Raw genomic sequence first — 20,694 nt, forward strand, 5'->3', positions numbered from 1 at the left:
CATGACATCCACCAAAGTCCTGGATTATTTCGCCAGCCTCGTGGCAGACGAAAACGGCATCCCGCTGACCGAAACCGCGCTGTCCATCGCGCAGGACGCCTACCCCGACCTTGACCTGCAGGCCGAGCTTGCGGCGCTGGACGTGCTGGCGCTGCGCCTGAAACGCCGGATCGCCGAAGGCACGCCCGCGATCCAGCGGCTGCGCCTGCTGAACCATTTCTTCTATCGCGACCTCGGTTTCGGCCCGAACGCGAACGACTACTACGACCCCGACAACTCCTACCTGAACGTGGTGCTGCGCCAGCGCCGCGGCATCCCGATCTCGCTTGCGGTGCTGTTCATGGAGCTGGGCCAGCAGATCGGCCTGCCGCTCAAGGGCGTGTCGTTCCCCAATCATTTCCTGCTGCGCATGACGATTCCGGCCGGCGAGGTGATACTGGACCCGCTCACCGGCGAGACCCTGTCGAAGGAACAGCTGCAGGAAATGCTGGATCCGTACCTGGAGCGCGAAGGCATCAGCGATGCCAGCCAGGTGCCGCTGGGCCTGTTCCTGCGCGCGGCCAGCCACCGCGAGATCGTCGCGCGCATGCTGCGCAACCTGAAGGCAATCTACCTGCAGGAGTCGCGCTGGCAGCGGCTGCTGGCGGTGCAGAACCGGCTGGTGATCCTGCTGCCGGGTTCGATCGAGGAAGTGCGCGACCGGGGCCTGGCCTATGCCAACCTGGAGTGCTTCCGCCCCGCGCTGGCCGACCTGGAAGCCTATGTCCTGGCCCGGCCCGATGCGGCCGATATCGGCCAGATCCGCGAGCGCATGCCCGCGCTGCGGATGATGAGCCGCAGCCTCAACTAAGAACCCTTCATAGCGAAAAAAGGGCGCGAAGGCTGCGCGGCGTCACTGGCTCAGCGCTCCACGCGCGAAGGCCGGCGGCGATTACCGCGCACCAGCTTCCACAGCCCGCCCAGCACCAGCGGCACCACGGCCGCGCCGATGCCGGCCAGCACGATCAGGTTCAGGTACTGGCGGATGAATGGCAGGTTGCCGAAGAAGTAGCCGGCAAAGACCAGGCCGACCACCCAGGCCACGGCGCCGACCACGTTGAACATCTGGAAGCGCGCAAAGGTCATCTGCGACACGCCCGCGACGAACGGGGCGAAGGTGCGCACGATCGGCACGAAGCGCGCCATCACCAGCGTCTTGCCGCCGTGCCGCTCATAGAAGTCATGGGTGCGGCGCAGCGCGTCCTGGTCCAGGAAGCGCCACTGGTGGTCGAACACCTTGGGCCCAATCCAGCTGCCCACCAGGTAGTTGACGGTATTGCCGGAGATCGCCGCCACCAGCAGCAGGCCGATCAGTGCCCACTCGTTCATGGCGCCGGTTGCGCAGAAGGCGCCCGCGATAAACAGCAGCGAGTCGCCCGGCAGGAACGGCAGGACCACCAGACCGGTCTCGGCAAAGACGATCAGGAACAGGATGGCATAGACCCAGTGGCCGTACTGGTCGATGACCGTGCCGAGGTATTTGTCGACATGCACCAGCATGTCGATGAGCTGCAAAGCGAGATCCAAGTCGTTCCCCGTTGTTGGTTTGGTTGACCGCGTTCGGTCCGATGCGGCCCGGGCCGCCCTGGCCTGAATCATACAAGAGCCGCCGCTCCAATCCGTCACCTGCGGCGCCTTTGTGCGTCCGACTCGGTGCGAGCGCCCACGTATAATCGCCGGATGCCTGCCTCCGCCTCCAGCACCGCCCTGCGCACCACCCAACAGCCGCGCCCGATCCGGCCGCTGCCGGACCAGCTCATCAGCCAGATCGCCGCCGGCGAAGTGGTGGAACGACCGGCCTCGGTGGTCAAGGAGTTGCTGGAAAACGCGCTCGACGCCGGCGCCACGCAGCTCGGCATCCGGCTGGAAGAAGGCGGCGTGCGGCGCATCGTCATCACGGACAATGGCTGCGGCATCCCTGCGGCCGAGTTGCCGGTCGCGCTGATGCGCCACGCCACCAGCAAGATTGCGTCGCTCGACGAACTGGAATCGGTGCTGACGCTGGGCTTCCGCGGCGAGGCCCTGGCCTCGATCGCCTCGGTGTCCCAACTGGCCCTGACCAGCCGCACCGCGGCCGATGCCCACGCCACCCAGGTCAGCGCCGATACCGGCACGGTGCAGCCTGCCTCGGGCGGGGTCGGCACCACCGTCGACGTGCAGCATCTCTACTTCAACACGCCAGCGCGCCGAAAGTTCCTCAAATCGGAGCAAACCGAGCTGGGGCACTGCCTGGAGATGGTGCGGCGCGTGGCGCTGGCGCGGCCCGACGTGACCATCTCGGTCCACCACAACGGCAAGCCGCTGGAGCACTGGAATGCCGGCGACGTCGCCACCCGTACCGCGCAGGTGCTGAGCAATGACTTTGCCCGCGCCCGCCTGCCAGTGGACGAAGAGGCCGATACGCTGCACCTGTATGGCTTTGCCGGGCTGCCCACCGCCTCGCGCGGGCGGCCGGACCAGCAGTACTTCTTTGTCAACGGCCGCTTCGTGCGCGACAAGCTGCTCAACCACGCGGTGCGCAGCGCCTACCAGGACGTGCTGCACGGCGACCGTTTCCCGTCCTACGTGCTGTGCCTGGACCTGCCGCCGGAGATGGTCGACGTCAACGTGCACCCGTCGAAGATCGAAGTGCGCTTCCGTGAATCGCGCGCCGTGCACCAGTTCGTCTACCACGCCGTGCAGCGCTGCCTGGCGCGGCAGGCCGGCGGGAACGGCGACAGCCTGCATACCGACGCCGACGGCGAGATCACCCTGCCGCCTGGCGGCGCGACACCGGCGGGCGGCGCACGGCCGGGCTATGGCGGCGGCAGTGGCGGCGGCAGTGGCGGCGGCGGCCAGTGGATCAATTATTCCGCGGCACGCCAGACCGAACTCGGCATCGCCCAGCCACGCCAGGCCTACCTGGGCATGGTGCGCGATGCCGCCGCGCCGGCAGCGCGGCCCTATGGCGCCATGCCCGGCACCCCGGCGCAACCGCCAGCCTGGCTGGCGGACGCCCAGGCGGCACGCGCCGACGACCCGCCCGGCCTGCTGGACCGGCTGCCGCCGGCCGCGCGCGCCGGCTTTGCCGAGCCTGCCGATGCCCCCGACGACCACCCGCTCGGCTACGCCATCGCCCAACTGCATGGCATCTATGTGCTGGCGCAGAACGCGCGCGGGCTGGTGCTGGTGGACATGCATGCCGCGCACGAACGCATCCTGTACGAGCAGATCAAGGCCGGCCTGGACGCGCGCGACCTGGCGGTGCAGCCGCTGCTGATCCCGGTCACGCTGCCCGGCAGCCCGGTCGAGATTGGCGTGGCCGAAGAACACCAGGAGACGCTGACGCTGCTGGGCTTCGATATCGCCCCGGTGTCGCCCACCACGCTGGCGGTGCGCGCGGTGCCGGCGCTGCTGCAGCAGGCCGATGCCGAAGCGCTGGCGCGCGACGTGCTGCGCGACCTGCATGCCTATGGCGGCTCGCGCGTGCTGGCCGAGCGCCGTAATGAACTGCTGGCCACCCTCGCCTGCCATAGCGCGGTGCGCGCCAACCGCAAGCTCACGCTCGAGGAAATGAACGCGCTCTTGCGCCAGATGGAGCAGACTGAGCGCGCCGACCAGTGCAACCACGGCCGACCCACCTGGGTGCAACTGACCGTGACCGAGCTGGACCGGCTGTTCCTGCGCGGGCAATAGGCCGCTCGCCCCCACGATTCATCCAAGGCTTTCGATGTCCGCCGTACCCCACGATTCCGCCACGCATCCGCCCGTGGTCTGCCTGGTCGGCCCCACCGCCTCGGGCAAGACCGCCGCCGCGCTGGCGCTGGCGGCCGACGCGCCGGTGGAGATCATCAGCCTGGATTCGGCGCTGGTGTACCGCGAGATGGATATCGGCACCGCCAAGCCCACGCGCGAAGAACTTGCAGCCGCGCCGCACCACCTGATCGACATCATCGACCCGGCCGACAGCTACTCCGCGGCGCAGTTCGTCACCGATGCCGAACGGCTGATCGCACAGATCCGCGCACGCGGCCATGTGCCGCTGATCGTCGGCGGCACCATGCTGTATTACAAGGCGCTGACGCAGGGGCTCAATGACCTGCCACAGGCCGATGCCGCGCTGCGCGCGGAGCTGGACCAGCTTGCAGCCGAGCGCGGCTGGCCGGCGCTGCATGCGATGCTGGCCGAGGTCGACTCGGTCACCGCGGCGCGGCTCGCGCCCAATGACGCGCAGCGCATCCAGCGCGCGCTGGAGATCCATCGCCTGTCCGGCCAGCCGATGTCGGCGCTGCTGGCGCGCCAGGCCGAGGGCCGCACCTTTTCCGGCGCGGCGGACCAGCGCTTCCGCGTGATTGCGCTGGAGCCATCGGACCGTCTGGCGCTGCACGCGCGTATCGCGCAGCGTTATGACGCGATGCTGGCCAACGGCTTTATCGAGGAAGTCGAGCGGCTGCGCAGGCGCGGCGACCTGCATCCAGGCTTGCCGTCGATCCGCTGCGTCGGCTACCGGCAGGTATGGGAGTACCTGGACGGGGACGCAGACTTTGCCACCATGCGCGAGCGCGGAATCGCCGCCACGCGCCAGTTGTGCAAGCGCCAGCTGACCTGGCTGCGCAGCACGCCGGAGCGGCTGGTGGTGGATTGCCTGGCGCCCCGGTATGTCGACCAGGTGCGCAAGCTGGCGGACTTCGGGCACTGACCCGATTGCATGCAAGCTGGTGCGGCAAGTGACGCACAGGCGATAATTCCGAATCCCTGTTTTCCGGAAAGCCGACCCAGCATGTCCAAGCCCGCCTTCACGCTCCGCCCCGCCACCGCCGCCGACAGCGAGACGCTGTTCAACCTGATCCTGGCGCTGGCCGAATACGAAAAGCTGACGCATATCGTCGAAGCCACGCCGCAGAAGATCCGGGATGCACTGTTCGGCGCCACGCCGCATGCCGAAGCGGTGCTGGTCGAAGTCGACACCGATGGCGGCCGGCAAGCCGTCGGCTTTGCCCTCTTCTTCCACAATTTCTCGACCTTCCTGGCCAAGCCCGGCCTGTACCTGGAAGACCTGTATGTCGATCCGACCTGGCGCGGCCACGGCCTGGGCAAGGCGCTGCTCAAGCACCTCGCGGCGCTGGCGGTCGAGCGCGGCTGTGGCCGCTTCGAATGGTCGGTGCTGGACTGGAACCAGCCGTCGATCGACTTCTACCAGGCCATGGGCGCCGACGTGCTGCCCGACTGGCGCATCTGCCGCGTGACCGGCGAGGCGCTGGACAAGCTAGGCGGTAAGACGGCAACCGGTCCGACGCCGGTGTTATACACTTGATGGCGAGCCGCCATACAATAGCGACACCAACTGTCTTTTTTCCGGACCGCCAGCGCCAACCGCCATGCCACGAACCAAAGCCGACCAGCCCGCCACCGACGGTATCAATGAGACCGACGCGGACAGCGCGCGCGGCGCGTCGGTCGAGGCCATCGCTGACCGCATCCTGACCGCGATCTGGGAGCACCGGCTGCCGCCGGGCACCAAGCTGGTCGAGGAAAAGCTGGGCGGCGTGTTCGGCGTGAGCCGCACCAAGGTGCGGCTGGCCTTCGCCAAGCTGGCGCATGAAGGCGTGCTGACGGTGCATCCCAACCGCGGCACCTTCGTCTCCAGCCCGAGCGTGGCCGAAGCGCGCCAGGTGCTGCATTCACGCCACCTGCTGGAACCCGCGCTGGTACGCGACCTGGCCGGCGCCATCGGCGCGCCGGGCGTGCGCGCGCTGCGCGAGACCACGCGCCAGGAAGCACAGGCGCGCGACAGCAACGACCGCCGCGCCATCATCCGGCTGTCGGGCGAGTTCCACTGCAAGCTGGCGGAAATGACCGGCAACCAGTACCTGGGCAAGTACATGCGCGAGCTGTGCTCGCTGACCTGCCTGATCATCGCGCTCTATGACGCGCCGGGCGTGCCGTCCTGCCCGCACCATGAACACGACGACATCGTCGATGCCCTGGAAGCCGGCGACGGCGAGCGCGCCGCGCGGCTGATGACCGAGCACCTCGGCCACGTCGAAAGCACGCTGCGGCTGGAGCTGCCGGCCGAGGAAAAGGTCGATCTGGAAGCGGTGTTCGCCGCGGTCTGAGCCGCGGCGTCATCGGAAGGGAAGCGGCTTAGCGGTGCTCGATGCGCGCCGCCAGCGCCGCGGGCAAACCCAGTGTGGGCTTGGCATCCGGGCGGCGGAACGTGCCCGCGGTGGCCTTGCGCGGCTGCAGCGCGACCAGCGCCTCGGCCTGCTTGACGGCGGCGGCCATCTGGTCGACCACCGGCACCGGAATGCGGTCGCGCACGCGCGCGGCCAGGCCGGCCAGCGGCGCGCCAGCCAGGATCACCACATCGGCTTCATCCTCCACCACGGCGCGGTTGGCCAGTTCCACCAGCACGGCTTCCTTCTCTTCCTGCACGTCCGACACCGAGGCAAAGCTGCCGTCCAGCATGCGGATGCCGGCCAGCCGGCTGCGCAGGCCATGCATGTCCACGCACTCCTCATACCAGGGCCCCAGCGCCCGCGCAAAGGTCACGATGGCAAAGCGCCGGCCCAGCATGCAGGCCGACAGCATCGCCGCCTCGGCCATGCCCACCACCGGTAGGTCGAACAGCTCGCGCGCGCCCATCAGGCCGGGGTCGCCAAAGGCCGCGATGATGGCCGCGTCGAACTGGCCATGGTGCTCGGCCAGCATCTCCAGCGCGATGGCGCCGCCGATCTGCGCCTCGGCGCGCGTGGCGATATAGGGCACGCCGCGGCTGGCGGTCAGCGGCACCAGTTCGGTGCCGGGGGCCGCGGCCTCCGTGGCCGCCGCCATCAGCCGCGCGGTGATGCCTTCGCTGGTATTCGGATTCAGGACAAGGATTCGCATGACGGTTATCCGGCAGGGTTGAGCAGCGGCGCCAGCACGCTTTCGGCAAGCCTGGCTGCGGCCAGCACGCTGCGGTCGGCACCGCGCGGGCCGGCAATCTGCAGGCCCGCCGGCAGCCCGTCGCGGCCGTGGCCGCAGGGCACCGAGATTGCCGGCGCCAGCGCATGGTTGAAGAAGGGCGTGAACACCGCATGGGCGCGCGGCTCCACCGCCACGCCGCCAATCCGCTCCGGCCCCAGCCGGTCGTTGCGCCACGCCACGCACGGGGTGGTCGGGCACAGCAGCAGGTCATAGCGGGTAAAGAACCCGGCCACGGCCAGCGCGATCTGGTGGCTGGCTTCGCGCGCGCGGGCCACGTCGGCACCGCTCCAGGCCAGCCCGCGCTCGATCTGGCGCGCCACGTCTGGATCGAACACCTCCGGGTCGCGGCGCCAGGCCTCGCCGTAGAGATTGGCCAGGCCGACATGCTGCAGCGGCATCAGCGCGGCCTCGTCGGCGCCCTTCGGCCACGCCGGGTCGGCACGCTCGATGGTCAGGCCCGCGGCCTGCAGCCGGGCCACGGCCTGCTCGAAGGCCTGCGCGACATCATCGTCGACCGGCGTGTCCAGGCCCAGGCGCGGGCTGACCGCGATCTTCAGCGTATGCAGTGGGCGCGCGGCGCCAAGCGAGAAGCCCAGCGTATCGGGATCGCGCGGATCGGCGCCGGCCAGCGCCTCGAACATCAGCTCGGCATCGGCCACTGTGCGCGTGATCGGCGCAATCACCTGGATGCCGTTGAAGGCATGGGGAAAGCCGACCGAATCGGGAATCGCGCCGTAGGAAGGCTTGAAACCGACCACGCCTGCATGCGCGGGCGGGCGCCGGCTGGAGCCGCCGCCGTCGGTGCCCAGTGCCAGTGGCGCCATGCCGGCCGCCACCGCCACCGCGCAGCCGCCAGACGAGCCGCCCGCGGTCAGCGTGGCATCAAGCGGATGGCGCGTCAGCCCGTAAACCTTGTTGGTGGTCAGTCCCTTGCAGGCAAACTCCGAGGTATTGCCCATGCCCAGCACGATCGCGCCGGCCTGGCGCAGGCGCTCGACCGCAATCGCGTCGGCGGGCGCAATGAAGTCGCGGTACAGCTGCGAACCCTGCGTGACGCGGCGGCCCTGGCTCCAGATCACGTCCTTGACGATCACCGGCACGCCCGCCAGCAGCGGGCGCTCGCCCTGCGCCAGGCGCGCGCGCAGCTGCGCCAGGTCGGCATCGACCAGCTCCTGGCGCTGCTCGAACACGGCGTTGAGTTGGTCATTGCGCGCCGCGATGCGGGCCTGGAAGGCGGCGACCACCTCGGCGGGATCGAGGCGGCCGGCGGCGACGCGGGCCGCGATAGTGGTGGCGTCCAGGCGGTTGGTCAGTTCCATGTCAGTCGTTTCAGTCAAGGCATCGGCAAGGCTGCCATCACAGGCTGCCGCCCGAGGTACGATAGCGCGGCCTGGCCATCTCCGGCAGGCCGCACGCCAGGAACTGGCCGTGGCCGGCCTCGGCCAGCACCTCACCCTCATGCGCCACCACCTTGCCGCGCACCAGCGTGGTCACCGGCCAGCCGGTCACGCGCACGCCTTCGTACGGGGTGTAGTCGACCGCATGGTGCAGGTCGGTGTTCTGGATCGTCACTTCACGCTGCGGATCCCAGATCGCCAGGTCGGCATCGGCGCCGATGGCGATGGTGCCCTTGCGCGGATGCAGGCCGTAGAGCTTGGCGGGGTTGGTCGAGGTCAGCGCGACGAACTGGTTGACCGAGATGCGGCCGCCCACCACACCAGCCGAGAACAGCAGCGGCAGCCGCGTTTCCAGCCCGGGGATGCCGTTGGGGATGTACTGGAACGGGACTTCCTTGCCGCCAGGCTTCTTGCCCTGCGCGTCTTCGTAGCGGAACGGTGCATGGTCGGACGAGAAGATGGTGAAGAGGCCGTCGGCCAGGCCGTCCCAGATCACTTCCTGGTTGCCGCGGTCGCGCGGCGGCGGGCTGCACACGCACTTGGCGCCGTGATAGCCAGGCTGGTCGAGGTCGTCGGCGGTCAGGAACAGGTACTGCGGGCAGGTCTCGGCAAAGATTTTCATGCCGCGGTTGCGCGCCCAGCGGATCTGCTCCACCGCTTCCTTGCCCGATACATGGACGATCAGGATCGGCACGTCGACCAGCTCGGAGAACGTGATGGCGCGGTGCGTGGCCTCGCGCTCGATCGCCATCGGCCGGGCCAGCGCGTGGAACTTCGGCGCGGTGTTGCCCGCCGCTCCCAGCTTCTCGGTCAGCCAGGCGATGCAGTCCGAGTTCTCGGCGTGCACCATCACCAGCCCGCCCTCCTGGCGCGCCACCGACAGCACCTCAAGGATCTCGCGGTCGTTCAGCTTGAGGTCATCGTAGGTCATGTAGATCTTGAACGACGAATAGCCCTCACGGATCAGGCCAGGCAGCTCGTCGTTCAGCACCGCCTCAGTCGGATCGGACACGATCAGGTGGAAGGCGTAGTCGACCACAGCCTGGCCGCCGGCGCGCTGATGGTAGTCGGTGACCGCCGCGCGCAGCGAATGGCCCTTCTCCTGCGCGGCAAACGGAATCACCGTGGTGGTGCCGCCGCACGCCGCCGAGACCGAGCCGGTGCGGAAGCCATCGGCCATCTTCAGGCCATCCGGCATGGGCTGGTCCAGGTGGCAGTGCGCATCGACGCCGCCCGGCAGCACCAGCTTGCCGCTGGCGTCGATGGTCTGCGCCGCCTCGCCCAGGTCAAGGCCAAGCTGCACGATGCGGCCGCCGGCGATGCCGATATCGCACTGCATGGTGTCGCTGGCGGTCACCACGGTGCCGTTGCGGATGATCAGGTCGAACTGTTTCACGATACTGCTCACGAAAAGGTTGGGACGGCGGCGCTCAGTGGTCCGCGTCGGACAGGTGCATGTGTGCGGTTTCGCGCGCGGCGGCAGCGGCCACTGCGATCAGCGCGCACACCGCCGCCAGGTAGAGGGCCACCGGCGTGGTGCTGCCGAAGCGGTCGAGCAGGCCCACCGCGATCAGCGGGGCCAGCGCGCCGCCGAACACGCCGGCAAACTGGAAGCCGAGCGAGGCACCGGTCACGCGCACCCGGGTGGCGAACAGCTCGGGCAGGAACGAGGCCAGCGGCGAGAACATGAACGACACCAGCACCATGCCGACGAACGAGCCCAGCATGATCAGCGCCGGGCTGCCGGTCTTGATCATCGCGAAGAAGGCAAAGGCCCACACCGCGCCGCCGATGCCGCCGATCATCAGCACCGGGCGGCGCCCGATGCGGTCCGCCAGCATGCCGGCGATCGGGATGAACAGGATCTGCGCCAGCGCACCGAGCAGCACGGCATTGAGCGCGATGCTCTTGGGCAGGCCCAGCTTGGTCGGCACGAAGTACAGCAGGAACAGGGTGAACACATAGAAGGCGATGTCGCCGCCCAGCCGCGCGCCAAAGGCGATCAGCAGCTGCTTCTTGTAGTTGCGCAGCACTTCCATGATCGGCGCGCGCGCTTCGGCATGCGATTCCTCGAGCTTCTCGAACATGCCGGATTCACGCACGTTGGAGCGGATGTAGAGGCCGACGCCGACCAGCAGCGCCGACAGCAGGAACGGCACGCGCCAGCCCCAGCTCAGGAACGCTTCTTCCGACACCTGCCAGGTCACCAGCGCGAATACGCCATTGGCCAGCAGCAGGCCGATTGGCGCCGCCAGCTGCACCAGGCTGCCGAGGATGCCGCGCCGCTTACCTTCAGGATCCAGCTCGTTGACCATGATCGCGGCCCCGCCCCACTCGCCGCCCAGGGCCAGGCCCTGCACCACGCGCAGCAGCACCAGCAGCGCCGGCGCCAGCGCACCGGCGGCGGCATAGGTCGGCAACAGGCCGATGCCGAAGGTGGCCAGGCCCATCATCAGCAGGGTGATGATGAGGATCGACTTGCGGCCCATCTTGTCGCCGAAGTGGCCGAAGATCGCCGCGCCCAGCGGCCGCGCCACGAAGGCCACGCCGTAGCTGGCAAAGGACAGCAGCGTCGCGGTCAGCGGATCGCTCTGCGGGAAGAACAGCTTGGGGAAGACCAGCGCGGCGGCCGATCCGTAGATGAAGTGGTCGTAGAACTCAAGCGTGGTGCCGGCCAGGCTGGCCCCGGCGACACGCGCGACGGATTGCTTCTGGGGCGACGAGCCGTGCTTGGCTGCTGCGTCGATGCCGACTGCTTGCATGGTGGATCCTCCAATGGTCCCTGGCCTGCCCTGGCGCGCGGTGGTGGTCCCCGGCGTCGCATTCGGGCGTTGTCTCCGACGCGGCATGCATGTGCGGCGTCTTTGCTCAGTACATTAGGATATAAACCGCCATACAATCAAGTCGAATTTTGTTTGTCAGATTTTGTGCGGATGCATGCTGGGTTTTGGTGCGATGCACTAAATCACATCGTTCCCGCGCAGGTGGGAACCCAGTGACTTTAAAGACGCAGGATTCCCGCCTGCGCAGGAATGAGAGTAGAGGTTGATGCGTTATCCAAACTGCGTTAGTCCGATGATCTCGGGTAAACCCTGAACACCGGACGGAGGACGAAAAAAAACGCATGCCCGAGGCATGCGCTTTTTTTCGGAGGAACTGTCTGGCTCAGACCACGATGGTTTGTGCCTCGCCCTCGGCGCGTTCGCGGATCTCGCCGATCTCCCACACGGCCTCACCAGCGGCCTGCAGGTGACGAATAGCGCGCTCAGCGTCTTCCTTGGCCACAATCACCACCATGCCGATGCCGCAGTTGAACACGCGGTGCATTTCGTCGTCGGCCACGCGGCCCTGCGCCTGCAGCCACTGGAACAGCGGCGGCAACGTCCAGGCATCGCGCTTGAGCACGGCGGTGACGTCCTGCGCCAGCACGCGCGGCACATTCTCGGTCAGGCCGCCGCCGGTGATATGGGCCATGCCCTTGACCGGCAGGGTTTCGATCAGCGACAGCAGCGGCTTCACATAGATCCGCGTCGGCGCCATGATGGCGTCCTGCAGGCGCTGGCCGTGGAAGTCGGCGTTCAGGTCCGGCTTGGCCACTTCAATGATCTTGCGCACCAGCGAGTAACCGTTGGAGTGCGCGCCCGACGAAGCCAGGCCCAGCACCACGTCGCCCGGGGTGATGGTGCTGCCGTCGATGATCTTCTTCTTTTCGACCGCGCCGACGGCAAAGCCGGCCAGGTCGTATTCGCCGTCCGGGTACATGCTCGGCATTTCGGCGGTTTCGCCGCCGATCAGGGCGCAGCCGGCCAGTTCGCAACCGCGGGCGATGCCCTGGATCACGGTGGCGGCGGTGTCCACGTCCAGCTTGCCGCAGGCGAAGTAGTCGAGGAAGAACAGCGGCTCGGCACCCTGCACCAGGATGTCGTTGACGCTCATGGCGACCAGGTCCTGGCCGACGGTGTCATGGCGGTTGAGCTGGAAGGCGAGCTTGAGCTTGGTGCCCACGCCGTCGGTGCCCGATACCAGCACCGGCTCCTGGAACTTCTTCGACAGTTCGAACAGCGCACCGAACCCGCCGATGCCCGCCATCACGCCCTCGCGCATGGTGCGCTTGGCAAACGGCTTGATGCGGTCGACCAGTGCGTCGCCGGCATCGATATCAACACCGGCGTCGCGGTAGGAAAGGCCTGCCTGGCCGGCGGTCGGGGATGCGCTCATGGGAACCTGCTTGTCCTGGAGGAAATAAAGTGAGGAATTCGGCGCTCGGGTCACCGCGGCTTCCGTTGCTTGGCATCGGAAGGCGGACGCGAGTCCAGTAGAATTGCAATTTTAACGGATAGAGGCCCCCCGCTTCCAGTTTCCGGCGAGATTCCGCCGCAAACGGCGCTGTCGCCCGTTCCCCCCAACTATTTGATGAATGCCCCGCTGTTGAACCAAGAGGCCAAGCGCATCCTGCTCTGGATCGTCGTGGCCGTCGCGCTGTTCGCCGCCATCATCGCGCTGGCGCCGGTGCTGACGCCGTTCCTGTTCGCGTTCATCTTCGCCTATATCCTGAACCCGGGCGTGGACTGGCTGCAGCGCCGCCGCGTGCCGCGCGCGGTCGGCGTGACGCTGATGATCCTGTTGCTGACGGTGATCTGCGTGATGCTGATGCTGCTGCTGATCGCAGTCCTGCAGCGCGAGATCCCGCAGGTGCGCGAGCAGTTGCCGATCCTGCTGAAGAAGCTCAATTCGGTGGTTTCGCCCCGGCTGGCCGAGTTCGGCGTACGCGTGCGCTTTGACTTCCCCGGCCTGCGCAACATGCTGTCGGACCGCTTCTCGGCCAGCCCGGAAGACCTGCTGGTGGTGTTGCTGAACTACGTCAAGATGTCGGGTTCGGCGCTGATCACGGTGGCCGGCATCGCCTTTATCGTGCCCATCGTCATGTTTTACCTGATGATGGACTGGCACATGGTGATGCGCCGCATCGAGGGCGTGGTGCCGCGCCGCTGGGTGCCCAAGGTGCGCGAACTGACCAACGAGACCGACGCGCTGCTGTCGCAATACCTGCGCGGCCAGATCCTGGTGATGGTGATCCTGGCGGCGATCTACTCGATCGGCCTGACCATCGCCGGCTTCGATATCGGCGTGCCGGTCGGGGTCTTCACGGGGCTGGCGGTGTTTATCCCGTATATTGGCTTTGGTGTCGGGCTGGTCATGGCGGTCCTGGCCGCGCTGCTGCAGTTCGGCAACTGGTACGGGCTGGCCGCGGTGGCGGTGGTCTACGGCTTCGGCCAGTTTATCGAGAGCTTTTACCTGACCCCGCGCCTGGTGGGCGAACGCATCGGCCTGCACCCGCTGGTGGTGATCTTCGCGCTGCTCGCCTTCGGCCAGCTGTTCGGCTTCTTCGGGGTGCTGCTGGCGCTGCCGACCTGTGCCGTGCTGCTGGTCGGCGCGCGGCAGCTGCGGCGGGTTTACCTGGCCAGCGACCTGTACCGAAAATAACGGCTGCCCCACTGCTGCCCACACCTGCAAGTTAGCCATACGTCATGTCCCCGCGTCCCAAGCAACTGTCGCTCGAGCTGGGCAGCCCGCCGCCTTCGACCTTCGAGAATTTCGTGGTGGCATCCAACCGCGAGGCGGTGCAGCGCCTGCGCGAGCTGCCCGCCGCGCTCGCCCAGGAGCACGCCAGCGACCGGCTGGTCTACCTGTGGGGCGAGGTCGGCTGCGGCCGTACCCACCTGCTGCACGCGGTATGCGAGGCCGGGCCGCAGCACGGCATCCGCAGCCGCTACCTGAGCCCGCACCACCCGCTGTCGGACTTCCTGTTCGATCCCTGGTGCCAGCTCTACACCGTCGATGACGTCGAGTTGCTGGATGAAGCGCGCCAGATCGCGGTGTTCTCGCTCTACAACGAGGTGCGCGCCCACGTGCGCACCGCGCTGGTGGTGGCCGGCGGCCTGGCCCCGCGCGCGATGCCGGTGCGCGAAGACCTGCGCACGCGCCTGGGCTGGGGCCTGGTGTACCAGGTCGCCCCGCTGTCGGACGACGACAAGAAGGCCGCTGTGTTGCATGCAGCACGCGAGCGCGGCCTGCAGCTGTCGCCGGAGATCACGCACTGGCTGGTGACGCGGCATTACCGCGACATGCCAAGCCTGATGGCGCTGCTCGACGCGCTCGACACCTACTCGCTGGAACGCAAGCGGCCGGTGACGCTGCCGCTGCTGCGTGAAATGTTTGCTGAATTCCGGGATTAGCGCCGGCATCGGCGCCCAAACCGCACCCAACGCGGCCACGGCGCCTGCCTGCCCGCCCGACCTCTCGCCTTAAGGTAAAATCGCCGCCCATGAATCTGGCACTCTTTGATCTCGACCACACCCTGATCCCGACCGACAGCGACCATGAATGGGGCCGCTTCCTGGTCCGCCTGGGCGTCGTCGACGAGGAAACCTACCGGCAGAAGAACGACGAGTTCTACGGCCACTACAAGGCCGGCACCCTCGATATCCAGGCCTTCCTGCGCTTTGCGCTGGCGCCGCTGGCGGCCAACCCGCGCGACCGGCTCGATGCCCTGCGGGTGCGCTTCATGCACGAGGTGATCGACCCCGTGATCACGCCGCAGGCGCGCGCGCTGGTCTACAAGCACCTGGAAGCCGGCGACCTGTGCGCCGTGGTGACCGCCACCAACAGCTTCGTCACCGCGCCGATCGCCACAGCTTTCGGCATCAAGCACCTGATCGCGACCGAGCCGGCCACCGTCGACGGCAAGCCCGAGAGCCAGTACACCGGCGAAGTCGAGGGCGTGCCGAGCTTCCGCGAAGGCAAGATCACACGCGTCGAGGCCTGGCTAAAGAGCCAGGGCGCGCAGTGGGACCATTTCGAGAAAACCACCTTCTACAGCGACTCGGCCAACGACCTGCCCTTGCTGGAAAAAGTCTCCGAGCCGATCGCCACCAACCCGGACGATCGCCTGCGCCACCACGCCGCCGCGGCAGGCTGGCGCATCATGGATCTGTTCTGACGTGATCAAGAAGCTCATTACCCGGCTGCTGGGCAAACCCGGCCCCAAGCTGCGCCGCACCGGCCATGCCCATACGCCGCGCATTGTCGGCGCCGACGAACACCAGATCGACCCCGCGCTGCTGTCGCGCAATGCCGTCAAGGTCACCTCCACGCTGCAGCAGGCCGGCTACCAGGCCTACATCGTGGGCGGCGCGGTGCGCGACCTGCTGCTCGGCATCAAGCCCAAGGATTTCGACGTCGCGACCAACGCCACGCCCGACCAGGTGCAGGCGCTGTTCCGGCGCTCGCGCATCATCGGGCGGCGCTTCCAGATCGTGCACGTGACCTTCTACGGCGGGCGCGAGCAGGAAATCATCGAAGTCTCGACCTTCCGCGCGCTGGTCGACGCCATCGCCAGCGAGACCCTGCCCGAAGGCCGCCGCCTGAAGCGCGCCGAGCTCGACAGCAAGACCCATGCGATCGATGCCTCGGGCCGGGTGCTGCGCGACAACGTGTGGGGCTCGCAGGCCGAAGACGCGGAACGCCGCGACTTCACCATCAACGCGATGTACTACGACCCGGCCGCGCAGACCGTGCATGATTACCATCACGGCATGGAAGACATCCGCGCGCGCACGCTGCGCATGATCGGCGACCCGGTCACGCGCTACCGCGAAGACCCGATCCGGATGCTGCGCGTGGTGCGCTTCGCCGCCAAGACCGGCTTCGACATCGACGAGGCCACGCGCCACCCGATCACCGGCCTGGCGTCGCTGATCCACAACGTGCCCAGCGCGCGCCTGTTCGACGAGATGCTCAAGCTGCTGATGTCCGGCCACGCCTGGGCCTCGCTGCAGGAGTTGCGCAAGGCGGGCCTGCACCAGGGCCTGCTGCCGCTGCTGGACGTGGCGCTGGAGCAGCCCATGGGCCAGCGCTTCGTGCAGCTGGCGCTGGACAACACCGACCGCCGCGTGCAGGCCGGCAAGCCGGTCTCGCCGGGCTTCCTGTTCGCCGCGCTGCTGTGGCACCACGTGCTGCAGCGCTGGACCAAGCTGCGCGAGGAAGGCGAGCACGCCATCGCCGCGCTGAACACCGCCATGGACATGGTGCTGGAAAAGCAGACCGGTCAGCTGGCGATCCAGCGCCGCTTTGTCACCGACATGCGCGATATCTGGGGCATGCAGCCGCGCTTTGAAAAGCGCGTGGGCCGCATGCCGTTCCGGCTGCTGGAGTCGCCGCGCTTCCGTGCCGGCTTCGACTTCCTGCACCTGCGCTGCCAGTCGGGCGAGCTGCCCGAGGAACTGGCCACCTGGTGGCAGGACTTCCAGGACGCCGACCCGGGCGAGCGCGAGGACCTGATCGACGCGGTACGCGGCGCGCGCGGCCCGGGTGGTCAAGGCGGCCAGAGCGGTCAAGGTGGCCAGGGCGCCGAGGGCGAAGGCCCGGCACGCAAGAAGCGCCGCCGGCGCGGTCCGCGGAAATCGGATAAAGTGTCTTCCCGGAGCGACACGGACGCGGGCGAGGCAGCACATGCCGGCCCCGGCCAGCCGGAGGAAACCTAAATGACGCTTGCCTTCATCGGCATCGGGGCCAATCTTGGCGATGCCCGCCAGGCCATCAAGGACGCCATCGTGTGTCTGGCCCAGCAGGTCGGCATCACGGTGCTGGCGCGCTCATCGCTCTACCGCACCGCCCCGGTCGATGCCGGCGGCGACGACTACTACAACGCGGTGGTCAAGGTGCAGACCTCGTTCACCGCGGCGCAGCTCTTGCGCATCTGCCACCACATCGAAGACCAGTTCGGCCGCGAGCGGCCGTTCCGCAACGCGCCGCGCACGCTGGACCTGGACCTGCTGCTGTTCGGCGACGAGCAGCACGACCACGAGCACCTGACGGTGCCGCACCCGCGCCTGACCGAGCGCGCCTTCACGCTGGTGCCGCTGCTGGAGCTGGACGCCGCGCTGGCCATCCCCGGGCGCGGACGCGCCGCCGACTACCTGGCCGGCGTGGGCGCGCAGCGCATCGAGAAGGTGTCCACCTGTAAGTGCCTGCGCACGCAGGCCGCCGCTGGCGGGACCGGCGATGGCGGCACCCCTGGCTGACCCCGCCCGGCGGCGCCCGCAGCGCTGCCATCCACCCCACTGAATCCCGGAGCGCCATGCTCGATCACCTGCGCCGCATCGTCGTCGAAGGCCCCGTCGGATCCGGCAAGACCTCTCTGGCCCAACGCCTGGCGCGCACGCTGCAGGCCCAGGAACTGCCCGACAGCGCGCGCCGCAGCCCCTTCCTCGAACCCTTCTACCGCGATCCCGCGCGCCATGCGCTGGCGCTGCAGCTGTGGTGCCTGACCCAGCGCGCGGTGCAGCTGCAGCAGTGGCAGGCGGGGGTGCTGGCCTGCCAGCGCATGGTCACCAATTTCCTGATGGCCAAGGACCGGCTGCACGCGGCGCTGACGCTGTCCGACGACGAACTGGCGCTCTACGACGCCATCGCCGCACGCCTTGACCTGCCGCCGCAGCGCGCCGACCTGGTGATCGTGCTGCAGGCCACGCCGTCGCTCTTGCGCGAGCGCATCGTGCGCCGCGGCGAGCCTGGCGAGGCCGGCATCGACGAACACTACCTGCAGCGCCTGGCCGGCGCCTACGGCGAATTGTTCCACCGGTACGACGACGCCCCGGTGCTGGTGGTCGACACCGCCCACTTCAATCCGGTGGACAATGATGACGATTTCCGTACACTACTGTCGCGCATCGAAAACATGCGCGGCCGCAAGGCCTTTCTCAATCTCGCTGCGCCCTGACAGGCCACGCCTGCCAGACCCAACACAATAACGACGGCTGTCGTTGCCGTGCGGGCGGCCCTCCCGGCACCGGCAAAACCGTCCTATATGGGCACTGCCATGAGCTACCTCCTCGATCCCTCCCGCAAGACCATCACGATTCCCAAACTGCAGGCGATGCGTGACGCCGGCGAGAAAATCGCCATGCTGACCGCGTACGACTCCAGCTTCGCCGCGCTGCTCGACTACTGCGGCGTGGAAATGATCCTGGTCGGCGATTCGCTGGGCAATGTGATGCAGGGCCAGCAGACCACGCTGCCGGTCACGCTGGAACAGATGGCCTACCACACCGAATGCGCGGCGCGCGGCAACCAGACCGCGCTGCTGCTGACGGACCTGCCGTTCGGCACCTATCCCACGCCTGAGGCCGCGTTTGCCAGCGCGGTCACGCTGATGAAGGCCGGCGCGCAGATGGTCAAGCTCGAAGGCGGCGACTGGCTGGCGCCGATCGTCAAGTTCCTGGTCGAGCGCAGCATCCCGGTCTGCGCGCATATCGGCCTGACGCCGCAGTCGGTGCACGCGCTGGGCGGCTTCAAGGTGCAGGGCAAGACCAACGCCGGCGCAGCCCAGCTCAAGCGCGACGCGCTGGTGCTGCAGGCCGCCGGCGCGCAGGTGGTGCTGATGGAGGCGGTGCCCGCGGCGCTGGCCGGCGAGATCACGCAATCGCTGACGGTGCCCACCATCGGCATCGGCGCGGGCGCGGACTGCACCGGCCAGGTGCTGGTGCTGCAGGACATGCTCAATATCTACCCGGGCCGCAAGGCCAAGTTCGTGCGCAACTTCATGGACGGCCAGACCTCGATCGAGGCAGCCGTGCGCGCCTATGTGGCCGCCGTCAAGGACGGCAGCTTCCCCGCCGCCGAGCACACCTTCTCCGCCTGATCCGGTGGAGATCGGCACCGCCACCGCCGACGCCTTCCGCCTGCTGGCCAGCGGCGACGCCGGCCTGTGGTTCATCGTCTGGACCTCGCTGATGGTGGCGGTGCTGGGGCTGGCGCTGGCCACGGTGCCGGCGATCGCCGCCGCCTGGCTGATCGCGACGCGGCAGTTCCCGGGCCGGCGCGCGGTGGTGGTGGTGGCGCAGGCCTTCCTGTCGTTCCCGACTGTGCTGGTCGGGCTGATCCTCTACCTGCTGCTGACGCGCCAGGGCCCGCTGGGCAGCCTGCACCTGCTGTTCACGCCGGCGGGCATGGTGCTGGGGCAGGCGGTGATCGGCTTCCCGGTGGTGCTGGCGTTTGCGCTGTCGACCCTGCAGGGCGCCGACGTGCGCCTGCGCGAAACCGCCTGGGTGCTGGGCGCAGGCCGCTGGCGCACCTTCGTGACCGTGATCCGCGAACTGCGCTTCGGGCTGATGGCGGCGGTGGTCGCCGGCTTCGGGCGCGTGATTGCCGAGGTCGGCTCGGCGCTGATGATTGGCGGCAACATCGAAGGCTCCACCCGCACCATCACCACGGCCATTGCGCTGGAAACCAGCAAGGGCGAGTTCGCGCAGGGCATTGCGCTGGGCATCGTGCTGGTGGCGCTGGCGCTGCTGGTCAATATCGGCATGGCCTGGCTGCAGGGTGCCGGAGGCTTCCGCCGATGACCCCCGCCGCTGCCCATGACCACAGCCCGCTGCTGACCGTGCGCGGGCTGGCGCGCACCATCGGTCTGCGCAAGCTCTTTGCCATCGACAGGCTGGTGATCCCGCGCGCCACCGCGATCGTGCTGACCGGCATGAACGGCGCCGGCAAGACCACGCTGCTGCGCATGCTGGCCGGGCTGGAGCCGGCACCCGGCGCCAGCGCGCAGTGGACCGACGCCCGGGGCCAGGCGCACGAAGCACCCCTCTCCCCGCTGCCGCCGGCGCTGCGCCAGCGCATCGCCTACCTGCACCAGCACCCTTACCTGTTCCGCACCTCGGTGCGCGAAAACATTGCCTACGGCCTGCACGCACGCGGGATGCCGCGCGACGAGATCGCCCGCCGCGTGGGTGAGGCGCTGGGCTGGGCCGGCGTGTCGCACCTGCAGGACACCGCGCCCGAATACCTGTCCGGCGGCGAGATCCAGCGCGTGGCACTGGCGCGCGCCAAGGTGCTGGAGCCGGAGTTGCTGCTGCTGGATGAGCCCACCTCGAGCCTGGACGGCCATGCGCGTGAGCAGGTGATTGGGCTGGTCGGCGACCTGGCCGCCGAAGGCCGCACCGTGGTAATGATCTGCCACGACCGCGAGCTGATCAACCTGCCGGGCGTGGTGCGCTGGAAGCTGGGCGACGGCGTGCTGGACACGCACCACCCTTAAGAACCCGTTTCACCATGAAAAAGGGGCGCCTAGCCCTGCTGCCGGGCCGCAGGGCTAGGCGCGCCCGACGCGGCGTGGTTATTCCACGCAAGGAGGCCGCAACGACGCCATGCGGCCCGGCGGCAGCCTTCCCTGCGGGTTCAAGCCAGGCGCGGCGCATGCGTCGTTGCGGGCCTTGACCTTGGAATGACCAAGGCCGGCGGCCCGCGC

The 20,694-nt window shown here is 68.3% G+C and carries 20 protein-coding genes; 14 read left to right on the forward strand and 6 right to left on the reverse strand.

Annotation, left to right across the window (positions count from 1 at the left end):
* Position 1: 1 nt before the first annotated feature.
* Positions 2–850 carry a SirB1 family protein gene (locus RS901_RS02660; RefSeq protein ID WP_013957897.1) on the forward strand — a complete coding sequence of 283 codons (849 nt, stop codon included), beginning with the start codon at positions 2–4 and terminating at the stop codon, positions 848–850.
* A gap of 50 nt (positions 851–900) precedes the next feature.
* On the opposite strand, the gene RS901_RS02665 is transcribed toward RS901_RS02660, so the two are convergent.
* Positions 901–1,539, reverse strand: coding sequence for a VTT domain-containing protein (locus RS901_RS02665; protein WP_316153354.1), 639 nt, complete (start codon positions 1,537–1,539; stop codon positions 901–903).
* Between the two features lie 180 nt (positions 1,540–1,719).
* Here RS901_RS02665 and mutL point away from each other — a divergent pair, with 180 nt between their 5' ends.
* From mutL to RS901_RS02685, 4 genes are all read left to right on the forward strand, one after another.
* Positions 1,720–3,714 carry a DNA mismatch repair endonuclease MutL gene (gene mutL / locus RS901_RS02670; protein WP_316151400.1) on the forward strand — a complete coding sequence of 665 codons (1,995 nt, stop codon included), beginning with the start codon at positions 1,720–1,722 and terminating at the stop codon, positions 3,712–3,714.
* 34 nt (positions 3,715–3,748) lie between these two features.
* On the forward strand, positions 3,749–4,717 hold the full coding sequence (gene miaA, locus RS901_RS02675; protein WP_316151402.1) for a tRNA (adenosine(37)-N6)-dimethylallyltransferase MiaA: 969 nt from the start codon (positions 3,749–3,751) through the stop codon (positions 4,715–4,717).
* Between the two features lie 81 nt (positions 4,718–4,798).
* Positions 4,799–5,332, forward strand: a complete 534-nt coding sequence (locus RS901_RS02680; RefSeq protein WP_316151403.1) for a GNAT family N-acetyltransferase — start codon at positions 4,799–4,801, stop codon at positions 5,330–5,332.
* 64 nt (positions 5,333–5,396) lie between these two features.
* Positions 5,397–6,134 (forward strand): GntR family transcriptional regulator, encoded by a 738-nt coding sequence (locus RS901_RS02685; RefSeq protein ID WP_316151404.1) that lies wholly within the window; start codon positions 5,397–5,399, stop codon positions 6,132–6,134.
* A 28-nt stretch (positions 6,135–6,162) separates the two neighbouring features.
* Here RS901_RS02685 and RS901_RS02690 read toward each other — a convergent pair whose 3' ends face one another.
* From RS901_RS02690 to purM, 5 genes are all read right to left on the reverse strand, one after another.
* Positions 6,163–6,906 (reverse strand): aspartate/glutamate racemase family protein, encoded by a 744-nt coding sequence (locus RS901_RS02690; protein WP_035817284.1) that lies wholly within the window; start codon positions 6,904–6,906, stop codon positions 6,163–6,165.
* 5 nt (positions 6,907–6,911) lie between these two features.
* Positions 6,912–8,306 carry an amidase gene (locus RS901_RS02695; RefSeq protein ID WP_316151405.1) on the reverse strand — a complete coding sequence of 465 codons (1,395 nt, stop codon included), beginning with the start codon at positions 8,304–8,306 and terminating at the stop codon, positions 6,912–6,914.
* Positions 8,307–8,343: 37 nt separating this feature from the next.
* Positions 8,344–9,780: a dihydropyrimidinase gene (gene hydA / locus RS901_RS02700; RefSeq protein ID WP_316151406.1), complete on the reverse strand. Its 1,437-nt coding sequence runs from the start codon at positions 9,778–9,780 to the stop codon at positions 8,344–8,346.
* A 34-nt stretch (positions 9,781–9,814) separates the two neighbouring features.
* Complete coding sequence (locus RS901_RS02705; RefSeq protein WP_316151407.1) at positions 9,815–11,146, reverse strand: MFS transporter; 1,332 nt, start codon at positions 11,144–11,146, stop codon at positions 9,815–9,817.
* Between the two features lie 403 nt (positions 11,147–11,549).
* Positions 11,550–12,602, reverse strand: a complete 1,053-nt coding sequence (gene purM / locus RS901_RS02710) for a phosphoribosylformylglycinamidine cyclo-ligase (protein ID WP_316151408.1) — start codon at positions 12,600–12,602, stop codon at positions 11,550–11,552.
* A 195-nt stretch (positions 12,603–12,797) separates the two neighbouring features.
* Here purM and RS901_RS02715 point away from each other — a divergent pair, with 195 nt between their 5' ends.
* The 9 genes from RS901_RS02715 to RS901_RS02755 all read left to right on the forward strand — a co-directional run bounded on the left by RS901_RS02715 (position 12,798) and on the right by RS901_RS02755 (position 20,484).
* Entirely contained in the window at positions 12,798–13,868 is a 1,071-nt protein-coding gene (locus RS901_RS02715) for an AI-2E family transporter (protein WP_316151409.1), read from the forward strand.
* Positions 13,869–13,912: 44 nt separating this feature from the next.
* Complete coding sequence (gene hda, locus RS901_RS02720) at positions 13,913–14,620, forward strand: DnaA regulatory inactivator Hda (RefSeq protein WP_013957908.1); 708 nt, start codon at positions 13,913–13,915, stop codon at positions 14,618–14,620.
* Between the two features lie 89 nt (positions 14,621–14,709).
* Positions 14,710–15,384, forward strand: a complete 675-nt coding sequence (locus RS901_RS02725; RefSeq protein ID WP_316151410.1) for an HAD family hydrolase — start codon at positions 14,710–14,712, stop codon at positions 15,382–15,384.
* A 1-nt stretch (position 15,385) separates the two neighbouring features.
* On the forward strand, positions 15,386–16,927 hold the full coding sequence (gene pcnB / locus RS901_RS02730; protein WP_316151411.1) for a polynucleotide adenylyltransferase PcnB: 1,542 nt from the start codon (positions 15,386–15,388) through the stop codon (positions 16,925–16,927).
* A complete protein-coding gene (gene folK / locus RS901_RS02735) occupies positions 16,928–17,467 on the forward strand; it encodes a 2-amino-4-hydroxy-6-hydroxymethyldihydropteridine diphosphokinase (RefSeq protein ID WP_316151412.1) in 540 nt (179 codons plus the stop codon).
* A 56-nt stretch (positions 17,468–17,523) separates the two neighbouring features.
* A complete protein-coding gene (locus tag RS901_RS02740) occupies positions 17,524–18,165 on the forward strand; it encodes a deoxynucleoside kinase (RefSeq protein ID WP_316151413.1) in 642 nt (213 codons plus the stop codon).
* Positions 18,166–18,264: 99 nt separating this feature from the next.
* Positions 18,265–19,086 (forward strand): 3-methyl-2-oxobutanoate hydroxymethyltransferase, encoded by an 822-nt coding sequence (panB, locus tag RS901_RS02745; RefSeq protein ID WP_316151414.1) that lies wholly within the window; start codon positions 18,265–18,267, stop codon positions 19,084–19,086.
* A gap of 4 nt (positions 19,087–19,090) precedes the next feature.
* On the forward strand, positions 19,091–19,789 hold the full coding sequence (locus tag RS901_RS02750) for an ABC transporter permease (protein ID WP_316151415.1): 699 nt from the start codon (positions 19,091–19,093) through the stop codon (positions 19,787–19,789).
* Positions 19,786–20,484 (forward strand): energy-coupling factor ABC transporter ATP-binding protein, encoded by a 699-nt coding sequence (locus RS901_RS02755; RefSeq protein WP_316151416.1) that lies wholly within the window; start codon positions 19,786–19,788, stop codon positions 20,482–20,484. The genes RS901_RS02750 and RS901_RS02755 overlap by 4 nt, the downstream gene beginning before the upstream one ends.
* Positions 20,485–20,694 lie beyond the last annotated feature (210 nt).

The organism is Cupriavidus sp. BIC8F (assembly GCF_032465815.1).
Lineage (GTDB): Bacteria > Pseudomonadota > Gammaproteobacteria > Burkholderiales > Burkholderiaceae > Cupriavidus > Cupriavidus necator.